The sequence below is a fragment of the Micromonospora sp. NPDC047738 genome, from assembly GCF_040642675.1.
Taxonomy (GTDB): domain Bacteria; phylum Actinomycetota; class Actinomycetes; order Mycobacteriales; family Micromonosporaceae; genus Micromonospora.
This window is the reverse complement of sequence record NZ_JBEYSO010000013.1, coordinates 62,505-76,544: the sequence shown is the minus strand read 5'-3', so window position 1 is coordinate 76,544 and position 14,040 is coordinate 62,505. Positions and strand designations below refer to the sequence as shown.

General features: G+C 72.3%; 14 protein-coding genes. 10 read left to right on the top strand and 4 right to left on the bottom strand.

What is annotated here, in order from left to right:
* Positions 1-144 precede the first annotated feature (144 nt).
* A complete protein-coding gene (locus ABZ783_RS21215) occupies positions 145-900 on the top strand; it encodes an SDR family NAD(P)-dependent oxidoreductase (protein ID WP_357440856.1) in 756 nt (251 codons plus the stop codon).
* Here ABZ783_RS21215 and ABZ783_RS21210 read toward each other — a convergent pair.
* Entirely contained in the window at positions 885-1,616 is a 732-nt protein-coding gene (locus ABZ783_RS21210) for a dTMP kinase (protein WP_357440854.1), read from the bottom strand. The genes ABZ783_RS21215 and ABZ783_RS21210 overlap by 16 nt on opposite strands.
* An 83-nt stretch (positions 1,617-1,699) precedes the next feature.
* Here ABZ783_RS21210 and ABZ783_RS21205 point away from each other — a divergent pair, with 83 nt between their 5' ends.
* The 4 genes from ABZ783_RS21205 to ABZ783_RS21190 are packed head-to-tail and all read left to right on the top strand — an operon-like array spanning position 1,700 to position 3,544.
* Positions 1,700-2,353, top strand: a complete 654-nt coding sequence (locus ABZ783_RS21205; protein WP_338013298.1) for a nucleotidyltransferase — start codon at positions 1,700-1,702, stop codon at positions 2,351-2,353.
* A gap of 56 nt (positions 2,354-2,409) precedes the next feature.
* Positions 2,410-2,619 (top strand): hypothetical protein, encoded by a 210-nt coding sequence (locus tag ABZ783_RS21200; protein WP_357441083.1) that lies wholly within the window; start codon positions 2,410-2,412, stop codon positions 2,617-2,619.
* A 13-nt stretch (positions 2,620-2,632) separates the two neighbouring features.
* The gene (locus ABZ783_RS21195; protein ID WP_357440851.1) at positions 2,633-3,361 is read left to right on the top strand and encodes a metallophosphoesterase; all 729 of its coding nucleotides are present in this window, start codon (positions 2,633-2,635) and stop codon (positions 3,359-3,361) included.
* A 36-nt stretch (positions 3,362-3,397) separates the two neighbouring features.
* Positions 3,398-3,544 (top strand): GPGG-motif small membrane protein, encoded by a 147-nt coding sequence (locus ABZ783_RS21190; protein ID WP_167402562.1) that lies wholly within the window; start codon positions 3,398-3,400, stop codon positions 3,542-3,544.
* A gap of 175 nt (positions 3,545-3,719) precedes the next feature.
* Here ABZ783_RS21190 and ABZ783_RS21185 read toward each other — a convergent pair whose 3' ends face one another.
* Entirely contained in the window at positions 3,720-4,499 is a 780-nt protein-coding gene (locus ABZ783_RS21185) for a peptidoglycan DD-metalloendopeptidase family protein (RefSeq protein ID WP_357440847.1), read from the bottom strand.
* A gap of 263 nt (positions 4,500-4,762) precedes the next feature.
* On the opposite strand from ABZ783_RS21185, the gene ABZ783_RS21180 reads away from it, so the two are divergent.
* The 5 genes from ABZ783_RS21180 (at position 4,763) to ABZ783_RS21160 (ending at position 11,073) form a co-directional block, all read left to right on the top strand.
* On the top strand, positions 4,763-6,109 hold the full coding sequence (locus ABZ783_RS21180) for an ABC transporter substrate-binding protein (protein ID WP_357440845.1): 1,347 nt from the start codon (positions 4,763-4,765) through the stop codon (positions 6,107-6,109).
* A gap of 70 nt (positions 6,110-6,179) precedes the next feature.
* Positions 6,180-7,229: a sugar ABC transporter permease gene (locus ABZ783_RS21175; RefSeq protein ID WP_357440843.1), complete on the top strand. Its 1,050-nt coding sequence runs from the start codon at positions 6,180-6,182 to the stop codon at positions 7,227-7,229.
* A 1-nt stretch (position 7,230) separates the two neighbouring features.
* Positions 7,231-8,196, top strand: coding sequence for a carbohydrate ABC transporter permease (locus ABZ783_RS21170; RefSeq protein ID WP_357440840.1), 966 nt, complete (start codon positions 7,231-7,233; stop codon positions 8,194-8,196).
* Positions 8,197-8,260: 64 nt separating this feature from the next.
* Complete coding sequence (locus ABZ783_RS21165) at positions 8,261-9,334, top strand: LacI family DNA-binding transcriptional regulator (RefSeq protein WP_357440837.1); 1,074 nt, start codon at positions 8,261-8,263, stop codon at positions 9,332-9,334.
* Between the two features lie 83 nt (positions 9,335-9,417).
* A complete protein-coding gene (locus ABZ783_RS21160) occupies positions 9,418-11,073 on the top strand; it encodes an alpha-amylase family glycosyl hydrolase (RefSeq protein ID WP_357441080.1) in 1,656 nt (551 codons plus the stop codon).
* 77 nt (positions 11,074-11,150) lie between these two features.
* Here the strand turns inward: ABZ783_RS21160 and ABZ783_RS21155 are convergent, their stop codons facing one another.
* Both ABZ783_RS21155 and xylB read right to left on the bottom strand, forming a co-directional pair.
* Positions 11,151-12,563, bottom strand: a complete 1,413-nt coding sequence (locus ABZ783_RS21155) for an MFS transporter (protein ID WP_357440834.1) — start codon at positions 12,561-12,563, stop codon at positions 11,151-11,153.
* Between the two features lie 24 nt (positions 12,564-12,587).
* Positions 12,588-14,039 carry a xylulokinase gene (xylB, locus tag ABZ783_RS21150; RefSeq protein ID WP_357440831.1) on the bottom strand — a complete coding sequence of 484 codons (1,452 nt, stop codon included), beginning with the start codon at positions 14,037-14,039 and terminating at the stop codon, positions 12,588-12,590.
* Position 14,040: the final 1 nt, after the last annotated feature.

The window sequence follows — 14,040 nt, the reverse complement described above, 5'->3', positions numbered from 1 at the left end:
TCCAACCGGCCTTCGTGCAGGTCACGCCGACCGGACGGCTTGGAGCGGGCCGCCGGACGGACGGCTCCGGACGCCCAGTCGGCATCGACCCGGCCGGAACGCCCCCGACCACCGCCCCGCCCGGCGGCCGACTAGCGTGGGCCCATGGCGGAGCGCACGGTGCTGGTGACCGGGGGCACGGGCGGACTGGGCGGTGCGGTCACCGCGGCCTTCCTCAAGGCGGGCTGGCGGGTGGTCGTACCCGAACGGGAGGGCGATCCGACGGCGCCGGCGGCGTCCGGGCCGGTCCAGGTCCGGCGGCAGCTCCAGCCCGACGCCTCGGGCGCCGCGCCGCGACCTGGCGCCGTCGCGGAGGCCGTCGGCGCGGACCTGCTGGAACCCGCCGGGGCGGCGCGGGCCGTCGCGGCGGCGACCGCGGAGCCGAGCGCGCCGCTGCGCGCGGTGGTCAACCTGGTCGGGGGGTACGCCAGCGGCGGGCTGGTGCACGAGACCCCGGTCGAGGAGTTCGACCGGATGCTGCGGATCAACCTGCGCCCCACGTACCTGGTCACCCAGGCGGCACTGCCGCACCTGGTGGCGGCCGGCGGCGGCGCGGTGGTCTGCGTGTCGGCGCGGGCCGCGGTGGCGCCCTTCCCCGGCGCGGCCGGCTACGCCACGGCCAAGGCCGCGGTGCTGGCCTTCGCCAACGCGGTGGCGGTGGAATACCGGCAGCGCGGGGTGCGGTGCAACACGGTGCTGCCGAGCGTGATCGACACCCCGGCCAACCGGGCCGCCCAGCCGGAGGCCGACCACCGGCGCTGGGTGCCGCCCGCCGAGATCGCCGCGGTGATCCGCTTTCTCGCCTCCGACGAGTCCGCGCCGACCAGCGGGGCGAGCATCCCGGTCTACGGGCGGGCCTGAGCCGGCAGCGGGTCACCCCGGCCCGCCCCGCCCGAGGGTGGGCGGGGGCCACCCGGCGGCCCACCCGTCGACGACGGCGGGTCGCCCGGGAGCCACTCGGTGAGGTGGGCGCGGATGCGGCGGGACACCTCGTCCGGCGTGCCGTTCGCGTCGACCACCACGAAGCTGGCGTATTCCGGCAGCGTCCGGTAGGCGGTGGCGGCGGAGGTGAGCCACCGCATGGTCTCGTGGTCGGTGCCGCGCCGCTCGATCCGCCGGTACGCCTCGGCCGGGTCGACGCTGAGCAGGAAGGTGACCCGCGGCGCGGGGAAGATGCGGTAGCCGGCCCGGGCCAGCCGTTCCCACCGTTGTCCCCCGTGCGCCCGGATGCTGGCGTACTGGCAGGGGGACCAGCGGTCCATCACCGCGGTGCGACCGGTCACCAGGCAGCTCAGCAGGGCGAGGGCGATGGCGAGCCAGCGGAGCACGGACTCGACGGCGAGCAGCCCGTCGCGGCCGACCAGCCGTTGCGCGTCCGGCCGGCCGAGCCGTTGCGCGAGCCGGCCGAGCCAGCGACGACCGCCGGCGTTGCGGTGGTAGGTGGCGGCGTGGCCGGCGGCGGTGAGCGCCTCGGCGAGCCGGTGGGCCTGTGTGGTCTTGCCCGAGCCATCGATGCCGATCAGAGCGACGGCGCGCAGTCGGGCCCTGCCGCGCCGCCCCCGCAGTGACCTGGCCACCTGCCCCAGGCTAGCGGACCGGTGCCCGTCCCCGGCGGTTTGTCCCGTTCCGGCCCGCCCCGTCCGCGCCACTGCGGCAACAGGTGTGGCCGACCGGTTCGCCGGGTACGCAACTTCATTCCCACCGCCACCCACGACGACGGGAGAACCAGATGGCCGAGCGCGGGGACGAGACCCTGGTGCACACCCTCAAGAAGGTCGCCGCCGTGCTCAAGCAGTCCGAGATCCCCTTCGCGCTCGGCGGCAGCTTCGCCGTGTACGCCCACGGCGGCCACTCGAGCGACCACGACGTGGACTTCCTGATCCGGGAGCAGGACGTCGACCGGGCACTGGAGGCGCTGGTCGAGGCCGGCTTCACCGCCGAGCGCCCGCCCGAGGACTGGCTCGTCAAGGTCTATGACGAGGGGCGGATGGTGGATCTGATCCACCGGCCGATCGAGACTCCGGTGACCGAGGAGACCTTCGCCGACACCATCGTGCGGCCGGTCGACGCGATCCACATGCCGGTGCTCTCGGCCACCCAGCTGATGGTGCACAAGCTGCTGAGTTTCTCCCAGCACTACTGCGACTTCGCCCGGGCCCTGCCGCTGGCCCGCTCGCTGCGCGAACAGATCGACTGGGAACGGGTACGGAAGGAGACGCAGCACTCGCCGTATGCCGAGGCGTTCCTGGTGCTGCTCGACCGGCTGGACGTGCTGCCGGAGAGCGGCACCACCGAGGGAAGGGAGACACCGTGACCGAGCAGCACGGCGACGCGCCGCCCGACGAGTACGTCGAGGCGGAGATCCAGCGCATGTTGGCCGAGGACCCGGCGATCGCCGAGCAGGGCATCACCGTGGTCTGCCTGGAGCGGGGCTTGGTGCTCTACGGCGAGGTGGAGAGCCCGCACCGACGGGAGGAGATCCTGCGCCGGGTCGCCGAGCGATTCCCGAACGTGCCGATCACCAGCGACATCGGGGTGATCCGGACACAGGCGCCCAGCCAGGTCGAGGAGCTGCCGTGAGGGAGGTCGGACCGTGATCCGGATCGCCGCGGTCGGCGACGTGCACATGGACGAGGACGTGGTCGGGCGGTTCCGGCCGGCGCTGGACGAGCTGCCCGACTGCGCCGACGCGCTGCTGCTCGCCGGCGACCTGACCCGGCACGGCAGCGAGTCCGAGGCGCGCTGCGTGGCGCGGGAGTTCGGCAACCTCGGGGTGCCGGTGATCAGCGTGCTCGGCAACCACGAGCACCAGTGTGACGAGGTGCCACAGGTGGTGAAGGTGCTGGAGGACGTCGGCATCACCGTGCTGGAGGGGAACGGAATCGTGCTGGAGTGCGCCGGCGGGCGGCTCGGCGTGGCCGGGGCGAAGGGCTTCGGGGGTGGCTTCGCCGGGCGCTGCGCCAGCGACTTCGGTGAGCCGGAGATGAAGGCCTTCGTCCAGACCACCAAGGACAGCGCCGACGCGCTGGGCCGGGCACTGCGCGGGCTGGAGTGCGACGTGCTGGTGGCTCTCACCCACTACTCCCCCGTGCCGGACACGCTCGCCGGCGAACCGCTGGAGATCTATCCGTTCCTCGGCTGCTACCAGCTCGGCCAGGCGATCGACTCGGCGCCCACCGCGCTGGCGCTGCACGGGCACGCCCACCACGGATCGGAGCGGGGCACCACCCCCGGCGGCGTCCGCGTCCGCAACGTCGCCCACCCCGTGATCAAGCAGGCGTACAGCATCTTCCACCTGGGAGATCACCTCGACCGGGGCTAGGTTTCTCGGATTCGGCGGCCGGGTACTGCACGAGCCATGGAGCTGATTCTCTGGATTCTCGCAGTCGTACTGGTGGTCGCCGGCATCCTCGCGCTGTTCCGCCGGCAGATCCTGTGGGGCATCGTCCTCATCATCGTCGGCCTGCTGGTCGGCCCGGGCGGCGTCAGCATCTTCAGCAGCTAGCCGCCGCACCCCACCCCTGACCCGCCGGGGTCGCCGGGTCCGCGGCCTCCGTCCTCCCAGACTGGAGCCCGCGGACGCGACGACCCCGGCGCTTCGCGTTCCGGGCGGTCACCCACCCGACCGACCGGTTCGCCGGTCGGACGTGGGGCTCGGCCGGGGCCCGCGGCGCTGCCGGTCAGCAGCGGGGTACGCCGGGGATGTAGCCGTCGTAGCCGGTGTAGACGTACGCGTCGGAGATGTATCGTCCGGTGCCGATCCGGTCCCAGATCGAGCTGGTGCCGTACGTGCCGGTGACCGTGGTGCCGCTGGTCTGGCAGTAGATGGTGACCTTCGCGCCGTCGGCGACCGAGCCGACCGCGCTGTAGTTGGTGCCCGGTCCGGAGCGGACGGTCAGACTCACACCGGAGGTGGTGTTGACCGTGCCCTCCCCGGTGTTCGAGCCGGAGCAGCCGTTGTCGCTGGTGTACGTCTTGGTGCCCCAGTAGAGGGCGAGCGCCCCGTTGAACCGGACCTGGATGTCGTTGCCGTTGAGCCGCTGCTCGTAGTGCAGGTGCGGGCCGGTGGAGCCACCGGTGCTGCCCACGTACCCGATCACCCGGCCGTAGCCGACGGTCTGCCCGACCGAGACGTTGAAGCCGCTCAGGTGGGCGTAGTAGGTGGTGTAGCCGTTGCCGTGGTCGATCCGGACGTACTTGCCGTAGCTGGTGCCGCCGAGGTCGGTCACCCGGTCGACCGTGCCCGGCGCGCTGGCCACCACCGGGTCACCCAGGTCGTCGGTGCGGTTGAAGTCGATGGCGTAGGCCGGGCTGTGGTCGGACCGGGTCTGGCCGGACCAGGACTGGTTGCAGGGGAACGGGACCTTGAAGGTCGGGGCCGCCATGGCCGGGGTCGCCGGCACCAGGGTCGCCGCGAGGACGGCGCCCACGGCCGCCAGGCTGAACCACCGCTTGCGCATCCACTTCCTCCTATGTTGAAAGTTTTCTATCTGCCGTGCTCAGCGTGACAGAAAGCGCCATTGATGGAAAGGGGTGCCCTGCCGGCGGAATCAGCGGAGCGTGGGAGCGCGCCCACGCGCGGTAAGTGGGTTTCGGGATTGTTACCGGGCCGTGTCCGGCAGGGGGGTGGACCCGACAAGATGCAAGCGCTTACATGTGGGGACGACCATCGGACCGGCGCGAGTTTCGATCCCTCCACGCGCCGGCTAGGAAGGAGATCGGCATGGCGTTTGCCAGATCGCGCCAGGCTCTCGCGGTCGCCGGCGTTCTGGGGCTGGCGCTCGGCGTCACCGCCTGCGGCACCGGCAGCAGCGACAAGAAGAGCAGCAAGGCGGGCTCCGCGGAGTGTGCCGCTTATGAGAAGTACCAGGGCCACGAGGGCAAGAAGGTCTCGATCTACTCGACGAACACCGACGTCGAGGCCGACAAGCTGCAGGAGTCCTGGAAGCAGTTCGTCGACTGCACCGGCATCAAGATCGATTACGAGGGCAGCCGTGAATTCGAGGCGCAGCTGCCCGTGCGAGTGGACGGTGGCAACGCGCCGGATCTGGCGACGATTCCGCAGCCGGGCCTGCTGAAGCGGTTTGCCGACGCCGGCAAGCTGAAGCCCCTCGCGGGCGACACGAAAGCGATGGCCGAGCAGAACTACTCGGCCGACTGGCTGAAGTACGCGACCGTCAACGGAACCCTCTACGGCGTGCCGCTGGACTCGAACGTCAAGTCGTTCGTGTGGTACTCGCCGAAGACGTTCAAGGAGAAGGGCTGGGCGGTCCCGACCACCTGGGACGACCTCATCAAGCTGAGCGACACGATCGCAGCGAGCGGCACGAAGCCGTGGTGCGCCGGCATCGAGTCCGGTGAGGCCACCGGCTGGCCGGCCACCGACTGGATCGAGGACCTGATGCTGCGGACGCAGACCCCTGAGGTCTACGACCAGTGGACCACCCACGGCATCCCGTTCAACGACCCGAAGGTCGCCGAGGCCCTGGACCGGGCCGGCACCATCCTGAAGAACGAGAAGTACGTCAACGGCGGCTTCGGCGGCGTGAAGAGCATCGCCACCACCGCGTTCTCGGAGGCGGGCCTGCCGATCCTGCAGGGCAAGTGCGCGCTGCACCGGCAGGCGTCGTTCTACGCGAACAACTGGCCGGAAGGCACCAAGGTGGGCGAGGACGGGGACGTCTTCGCCTTCTACTTCCCGGCGATCGACCCGGCCAAGGGCAAGCCGGTGCTCGGCGCCGGGCAGTTCACCGTCGCCTTCAGCGACCGGCCGGAGGTACAGGCGGTGCAGACGTTCCTGGCCTCGGGCGAGCACGCCAACAGCCGGGCCAAGCTGGGCGCCTGGGCGTCGGCGAACAACAAGCTGGACCTCGCCAACGTGGAGAGCCCCATCGACAAGCTCTCGGTTCAGATCCTCCAGGACAAGAGCGCGGTCTTCCGCTTCGACGGTTCCGACCTGATGCCGGCCGCGGTCGGCGCCGGGACCTTCTGGAAGGGCATGGTCGCCTGGGTGAACGGCAAGGACACCGCGTCGGCGCTGAAGGACATCGAAGGCAGCTGGCCGAAGTGATCTGGGAAGGTGGGCCGGCCCGTGACCACGGGCCGGCCCACCGGCACAGTCGACACCCGTGGGAGGGTTGATGAACTTCGACTTCGCGGAGGAGTCGCCAAAGCTCTTCATGTTGCTCTGGGGGCTGGTGGCCTTCGTCGCGGTGGTGGGCGGCCTGCTCCTGTTGCTGGACGTGGTGCCGTCCTGGTTCGCCCGGCGCCGTGAGGCTCAACTGGTCGCCGCATCGGCCGGCGGCGCGCCGCCGCCTCGGCGACGGAAGCCCCGCGAAGGGCTCTTCGCGCTCTTCTTCCTGCTGCCGACGACGCTGCTGCTCCTCGTCGGCCTGGTCGTCCCGGCGATCCGCACCACGCTGCTGTCGTTCATGGACGGCGGCAGCCAGAACTGGGTGGGGCTGGCCAACTACCGGTGGATGTTCGCGGATGATGCGATCGTCCGAGTGCTGCTCAACACGCTCACCTGGGTGGTCCTGGTGCCGCTGGTGGCCGCCTCGATCGGTCTGCTCTACGCGGTCATGGTCGACCGGGCCCGGTTCGAGGCGCTCGCCAAGTCACTGATCTTCATGCCGATGGCGATCTCGTTCGTAGGTGCCAGCATCATCTGGAAGTTCATCTACGCGTACCGGGGCGAGGACCAGGAGCAGATCGGCCTACTCAACCAGATCCTGGTCAGCCTCGGCGGCAAACCGCAGCAGTGGCTGCTGGAGTCGCCGCTGAACACGCTGCTGCTCATCGTGATCATGATATGGATCCAGGCCGGCTTCGCCATGGTGGTGCTCTCCGCCGCGATCAAGGCCATCCCGGCCGACATCGTCGAGGCGGCCCGCCTGGACGGGGTCACCCCGTGGCAGATGTTCTGGCAGATCACCCTGCCGAGCATCCGGCCGGCCCTGATCGTCGTGGTGGTGACCCTGTCGATCGCCACACTGAAGGTCTTCGACATCGTCCGGACCGCGACGAACGGCAACTACGAAACCAGCGTGATCGCCAACGAGATGTACAACCAGGCGTTCCGGTACGGCGAGAACGGGCGGGGCTCCGCGCTGGCGGTCTTCCTCTTCGTTCTGGTCATCCCGATCGTGATCTACCAGATCCGCAACCTGCGTCAGCAGCGGGAGGGGTGAAATGACCACCACCACGCCCACGCTCGGCACCGGCACCCAGCAGGTGGATGAGCGCCGCGGCATCGCCCGGCGGGTCCGCAAGCGGCTGAACACCCGGACCGCCACCGTGGTCTCAATCGTCATCGCGCTGCTCTGGACCGTGCCGACCTTCGGCCTGTTCATCTCGTCCTTCCGGCCGGAGGCCCAGATCAAGACCACCGGCTGGTGGACGTTCTTCAGCGACCCCCAGTTCACGCTGGAGAACTACCAGGAGGTGCTGTTCGGCACCTCCTCGTCGTCCGGGCAGTTGGCCAGCTACTTCATCAACTCGCTGGCGATCACCATCCCGTCGGTGCTGTTCCCGCTCGCGTTCGCTGCCCTGGCCGCGTACGCGCTGGCGTGGATCAACTTCCGCGGCCGGGACTGGGTCTACATCGGGATCTTCGCGATGCAGATCGTGCCGCTGCAGATGGCCCTGGTGCCGCTGCTCAGCTTCTTCTCCAACGGCGTCAGTCTGGGCGGGTTCACCCTGCTGCCGGCCTGGGAACTCGACGGTGCACAGAAGTTCGCGCAGGTGTGGTTCGCGCACACCTGCTTCGCGCTCCCGTTCGCCGTGTTCCTGCTGCACAACTTCATCTCGCAGCTGCCCAGGGATTTGATGGAGGCGGCCCGGGTCGACGGGGCCACCCACCCGAAGATCTTCCGTACCATCGTCATGCCGCTGATCACGCCCGCGCTGGCCGCGTTCGGCATCTTCCAGTTCCTCTGGGTCTGGAACGACCTGCTGGTCGCGCTGATCTTCGCGGGCGGCGGGAACGAGACCGCTCCGCTGACCGTCCGGCTCGCCGAGATGGCCGGCACCCGGGGCAACGAGTGGCAGCGGCTCACGTCCGGCGCGTTCGTGTCGATCGTCGTACCGCTGATCGTGTTCCTGTCCCTCCAGCGCTACTTCGTGCGCGGCCTGCTCGCCGGCAGCGTCAAGGGCTGACCCGCTGCTCCGCCGCCGCCGGCCCCGGCGGCGGCGGACGCGGGGCGGAGCGGGGGGAACAACGATGACGAAGATTGACGACGTCGCCCGCCTGGCCGGGGTCTCCACGGCCACCGTCTCCCGGGCGCTGCGCGGCCTTCCGACGGTCTCGGCCGCGACCCGGCGCCGGGTCCTCGCCGCCGCCGAGCAGCTCCAGTACGCGGTCTCGCCGAGCGCCTCCCGGCTGGCCGGCGGGAAGACCGGCACAGTCGGCGTCGTGGTTCCCCGGATCACCCGCTGGTTCTTCGGGACAGTCGTGGAGGCCGTCGAGGACTTCCTCCACCAGAACGGGTACGACCTGCTCCTCTACAACCTCGGTGGCCGCGAGCAGACCCGGCAGCGGGTGCTGCGGACCGCCAACCTGGACAAGCGGATGGACGCGATCATCCTGGTCGCCACCCCGCTGCGGCCGGCGGACGTGGCCGCGCTGACCAGGCTGGCCCTGCCGGGGGTGACCATCAGCTCCGGCAGCGGCGTGCCCGGCTGGCCGCGGGTACGCATCGACGACGTGGCCGCGGGACGGACCGCCACCCGGCACCTGCTCGACCTCGGCCACACCCGGATCGCGCACATCTCCGGCGATCCGGACGACGAGTTGGCCTTCACCACGCATCTGGACCGGCGCCGCGGCTACCAGGACGCGCTGCGCGCGGCCGGGATCCGGCCCGACCCGAGCCTGGACGTCGAGTCGCAGTTCACCATCGACGGCGGCATCCGGGCCACCGCCGAGCTGCTGGCCCGGGGCGAGCCGCCCACCGCGATCTTCGCCGCCTGCGACGAGATGGCCATGGGCGCGATGACGGCACTACGCGACGCCGGGCTGCGGGTGCCGCACGACGTCAGCGTGATCGGCATCGACGACCACGACCTGGCCGGCGTGCTCGGGTTGAGCACCGTCGCCCAACCCGCCGCGGAGCAGGGGCTGCTCGCCGCACGGATGCTGCTCGACCCGCTGGGGGTGCGCACCGCCGACCCGTACCCGGGGGTGGTGCCGCGACCACGCCTCGGGGACGCCGACGGCGAGCCACCGACGCGGTCGGTGATCCTGCCCACTCGACTGGTGGTGCGTGAATCGACCGCACCACCGCGGGCAAACTGAACGGATTCGGCCGTCCGGGTGACGGCCGCGGGAATGACCGACCGGCCGGCGGACGGCCACCGCTCGACACAGGGGAGAAGGCTCTGAACACCGACGCGACGCAGCAGGAACCGGCCGGCGGCCCGGCCACCGGCTGGTGGACCGAGGCCGTCATCTACCAGATCTACCCGCGCTCGTTCGCCGACGCGAACGGCGACGGGATCGGCGACCTCCCCGGCATCACCGCCCGCCTCGGTCACCTGACCGAGCTGGGGGTCGACGCGGTCTGGCTGTCCCCCTTCTACCCGTCACCGCAGGCCGACGCCGGGTACGACGTGGCGGACTACCGGGACGTCGACCCGCTCTTCGGCACCCTCGCGGACGCCGACGCGATGATCGCCGAGGCGAAGGCGCGCGGGCTACGGGTGATCGTCGATCTGGTACCCAACCACACCTCGTCCGCGCACCGCTGGTTCCAGGACGCGCTGGCCGCCGGTTCGGGCAGCCCGGAGCGGCGGCGCTACATCTTCCGCGACGGCCGCGGCCCGCAGGGCGCCGAGCCGCCGAACGACTGGCAGAGCGTCTTCGGCGGTCCGGCGTGGACCCGGGTGCCCGACGGGCAGTGGTACCTGCACCTCTTCGACCCCGGCCAGCCCGACCTGAACTGGGGCAACCCGGAGGTCCGCGCCGAGTTCCTGGACATCCTCCGGTTCTGGCTCGACCGGGGTGTCGACGGCTTCCGGGTGGACGTGGCGCACGGCCTGATCAAGCAGGCCGACCTGGCCGACTGGCAGGAGCCGCAGGAGATCCTCTCCGGCCCCGAGGTGGACAAGCCCCGCCCGCCGATGTGGGACCAGGACGGGGTGCACGAGATCTACCGGGACTGGCGGCGGCTGCTCGACTCGTACGGCGGGGATCGCATCCTGGTCGCCGAGGCCTGGGTGGAGCCGGCCGAGCGGCTGGCCCGCTACGTCCGGCCCGACGAGATGCACCAGGCGTTCAACTTCGAGTACCTGCTCGCCGCCTGGACCGCCCCGGCCCAGTACGCGGTCGTCACCCGCTCGCTGGAGGCCACCGACGCGGTCGGCGCGCCCACCACCTGGGTGCTGTCCAATCACGACGTGGTCCGGCACGCCTCCCGGCTGGGCCTGCCGATCGGCATTCCCCGGCCGAACGGGATCGGCATCGGCGATCCGCAGCCCGACGCCGCGCTCGGCCTGCGCCGGGCCCGGGCGGCCACCCTGCTGATGCTGGCGCTGCCCGGCTCCGCGTACCTCTACCAGGGCGAGGAGCTGGGGCTGCCGGAGCACACCACGCTGCCGGACGAGGTGCGGCAGGACCCGACCTGGGAGCGCAGCCAGCACACCGAGCGGGGCCGGGACGGCTGCCGGGTGCCGATCCCGTGGGAGGCCGACGCCCCGTCGTACGGCTTCGGGCCGACCGACGCGAGCTGGCTCCCCCAGCCCCCGATCTGGGCCGAGTACGCCCTCGACCGGCAGCGCGGGGTGCCCGGCTCGACGTACGAGCTGTACCGGACCGCGCTGCGGCTACGCCGCGAGCACGGGCTGGGCGCCGGGGCGCTGCGCTGGCTCTCCTCCGGCGACGAGGTGCTCACCTTCACCAACGCCGGGCTCACCGTGCTGACCAACTTCGGCCCGGCGTCGGTGCCCCTGCCGGCCGGTGCCGAGGTGCTGGTGGCCAGCGCACCGCTGGAGGACGACGCCGTTCCCACCGACGTCACGGTCTGGTACCGCGGCTGACGGTGGCCCGCCCGCCGGTCCCACCGTCTGCCGGGGCCGGCGGGCGGGCGGGCCACGAAGCGGAGGCGCGAGAGACGTCAGAGGCGGCCGGCGCGGGTGTGCAGGAGGTCGTGGACCTGCGCGATGTCGCGCGGCGAGGTACGGGCGGCGAGCCAGTACATCAGGCCGGTCGGGATGAAGAAGAGCTGGAACACGGCCAGGCCGACCGCGTAGTTCAGCGGCGGCGGGAAGGCCGCCCGCAGTGCGTGGAAGGCCACCCCGACCAGCCCGTTGCCGGCCGCCCGGCCGACCCCGTTGACCAGGTTGCCCAGGCTGTAGACGGTGCCCCGGTGCTCGGGCGGGTTGACGTCGGCGATCAGCGCGAACCAGTTCGGCGAGTTGGCGGAGGTAAGCGCGAGCGCCAGCACCGCGGTCAGCAGGCTCAGCCCGACCGTGGGCTCGGTGACCACGCTGGCCAGCACCGCGGCGATCACCGCGCCGGAGCTGCCGCCGTTCGGCACGTCGATCCGGATCGGCACGAGGAAGAGCACCAGGTAGAACGGCACGGCCGCGAGGATGCCCACCGCCGCGACGAGGGCCCGGCCGCTGGGCGTACGCCGCTGGAGCGCGTCGCCGGCCAGGCCACCCACGATGGACAGCACCCCGCCGAGCTGGAACAGGGTGGCGAACACGCTGCCCACCACCACGGCGGTGGCGGGTGAGTAGCCCTGCGCCTCGGCACGCTGGGCGAACAGCACCGGCAGCCACACCAGGGACCCGAACGCCGCCTGCGCGGTCAGTCCTTGGAGGATCAGCCAGCGGTTGGTCCGCCGGCCCAGGATCCGGGGCAGGTCGGCGCGGCTGATCCGGTAGTCGTACTCGGCGCCGGCGTCGAGGACCGCGGCCAACTCCGGCTCGCTCTGCCCGCGCCGGATGTCGTACGTGAACAGGTAGGCGACGGTGGCGGCCAGGCCGACCACGGTGAGCAGCAGGAACGGCCGTCGCCAGTCGGTGGCGCCGAGGATGCCGCCGACGAGCGTCCCGGCGAGGGTGCCGACGCCCTGCGACAGCCCCCAGAAGCTCATCACCAGGCCCCGGCGGCGGGGCGAGATCAGGTCGGTGACCACCGAGAACCCGACCGAGCCGACGGCGCCCAATCCGACCGCGGCGACGAGCTGGGCGACCAGGAACGTCGAATAGTGCTGGGCGAGGGCGCTGCCGCCGGTGCCGGCCGCCCAGGCCAGCGTGCCGACCATCAGCAGCGGCTTGCGGTTGGTCCGGTCGCCCACGTACGCCCAGCCGACCGCGGCGACCGCGCTGACCAGGAAGCTCACCGCGGTGACCAGACCGAGGAGCCGCTGCGGCACGCCCAGCGCGCCGGAGATCGGCCCGTACAGCGGCGGGACCAGGCCGATCGCCACGTTGTCCAGCGAGGCGAGCACCACGAACACGAGCACGCTGTAGAACCGGTGGGCCGCGCTGCCGCGCCGGGGGATCCTGGTGCCGCTCATGCCCGGCAGCCAATCAGGTGGAGATCACGGGACGGTGTCGAGGCGGTCCACGACCAGGTCCCGGGCCCGGGTGTAGCGCGCCCGGACGGCGGGTACGGGCATCGCCGCGTACTCCTCGGTGTCGCCGACCGTCCATGCCGGTGGCGCCGCGCCGCCCAGGGCGACCCAGGCGGCCTGGCGGGCGGCGCCGTCGGCGACGTACTCGCCGGGCGGCGGCACCACCACGGGCCGGCCGAAGACCTGCGGGGCGATCCGCCGCACGGCCGCCGACCGGGCCCCGCCGCCGACCAGGATGACCCGGCGGGCGGTGGCACCCTGCGCGGTCAACGCGTCCAGGCCGTCGGCGAGCGCGCAGAGCATCCCCTCGACGGCGGCGCGGGCCAGGTGGGCCGGGGTCGAGCTGCCCAGGGTGAGGCCGTGCAGCGACCCGGTGGCGGAGGGCCGGTCCGGGGTCCGCTCCCCCTCCAGGTAGGGGACCATGACCAGCCCGTCGGCGCCGGGCGGGGCGGCCAGGGCCAGCTCGCTCAGCTCGTCGAGGCCGACCCCGAGCAGGGCCGCGGCGGCGTCGAGCACCCGGGCCGCGTTGAGCGTGCAGACCAGCGGCAGGAAGCGGCCGGTGGCGTCGGCGAAGCCGGCCACCGCCCCGCTCGGATCGGCGGCGGCCGCGTCGGCCACCGCGAAGACCGTGCCGGAGGTGCCGATCGAGACGACCACGTCGCCCGGGCCGGCACCGACCCCGAGCGCCGCGGCCGCGTTGTCGCCGGTGCCGGGGCCGAGCAGGGCGCCACCGGTGCCGCCCCGGCCGGCGAGCGCCGCCGGGTCCAGCGGCCCGGCCGGGTCCGCCGGACCGAGCACCGCGGGCACCCGGAGCTGCCGCCCGAAGGCGCGTTCCAGCAGGTCGAGACGGTACGCGCCGGTCCGGGGCGACCAGTAGCCGGTGCCGCTGGCGTCGCCCCGGTCGGTGCGCAACGCGTCGAGCCCCGGCGCGCCGGCCAGCCGCCAGGTGAGCCAGTCGTGCGGCAGGCAGACCGCGGCCACCCGGTCGGCGTGCGCCGGCTCGTGCCGGGCCAGCCAGCGCAGCTTGGTGGCGGTGAAGCTGGCCACCGGCACGCTGCCGGTCGCCTCGGCCCAGAACCGCCGGCCGGCCTCGCCGCCGCCTGCCTCGGCGATCAGGTCCTGGGCGGCGCCGGCGGAGCGGGTGTCGTTCCAGAGCAGGGCGGGGCGGACCACCTGGCCCGCCTCGTCCAGGCACACCATGCCGTGCTGCTGGCCGGCGACCGACACGGCCGCGACGTCGGCCAGCCCGCCGGCCGCGTCGACGGCCGCCAGCAGGGCCTCCCACCACGCCTGCGGGTCGATCTCGGTGCCGTCCGGGTGAGGAGCCCGGCCCTGCCGGACCAGCGTGCCGGTCTCCGCGTCGCGGACGACGACCTTGCAGGACTGGGTGGACGAGTCGACCCCGGCGACGAGCGGCATG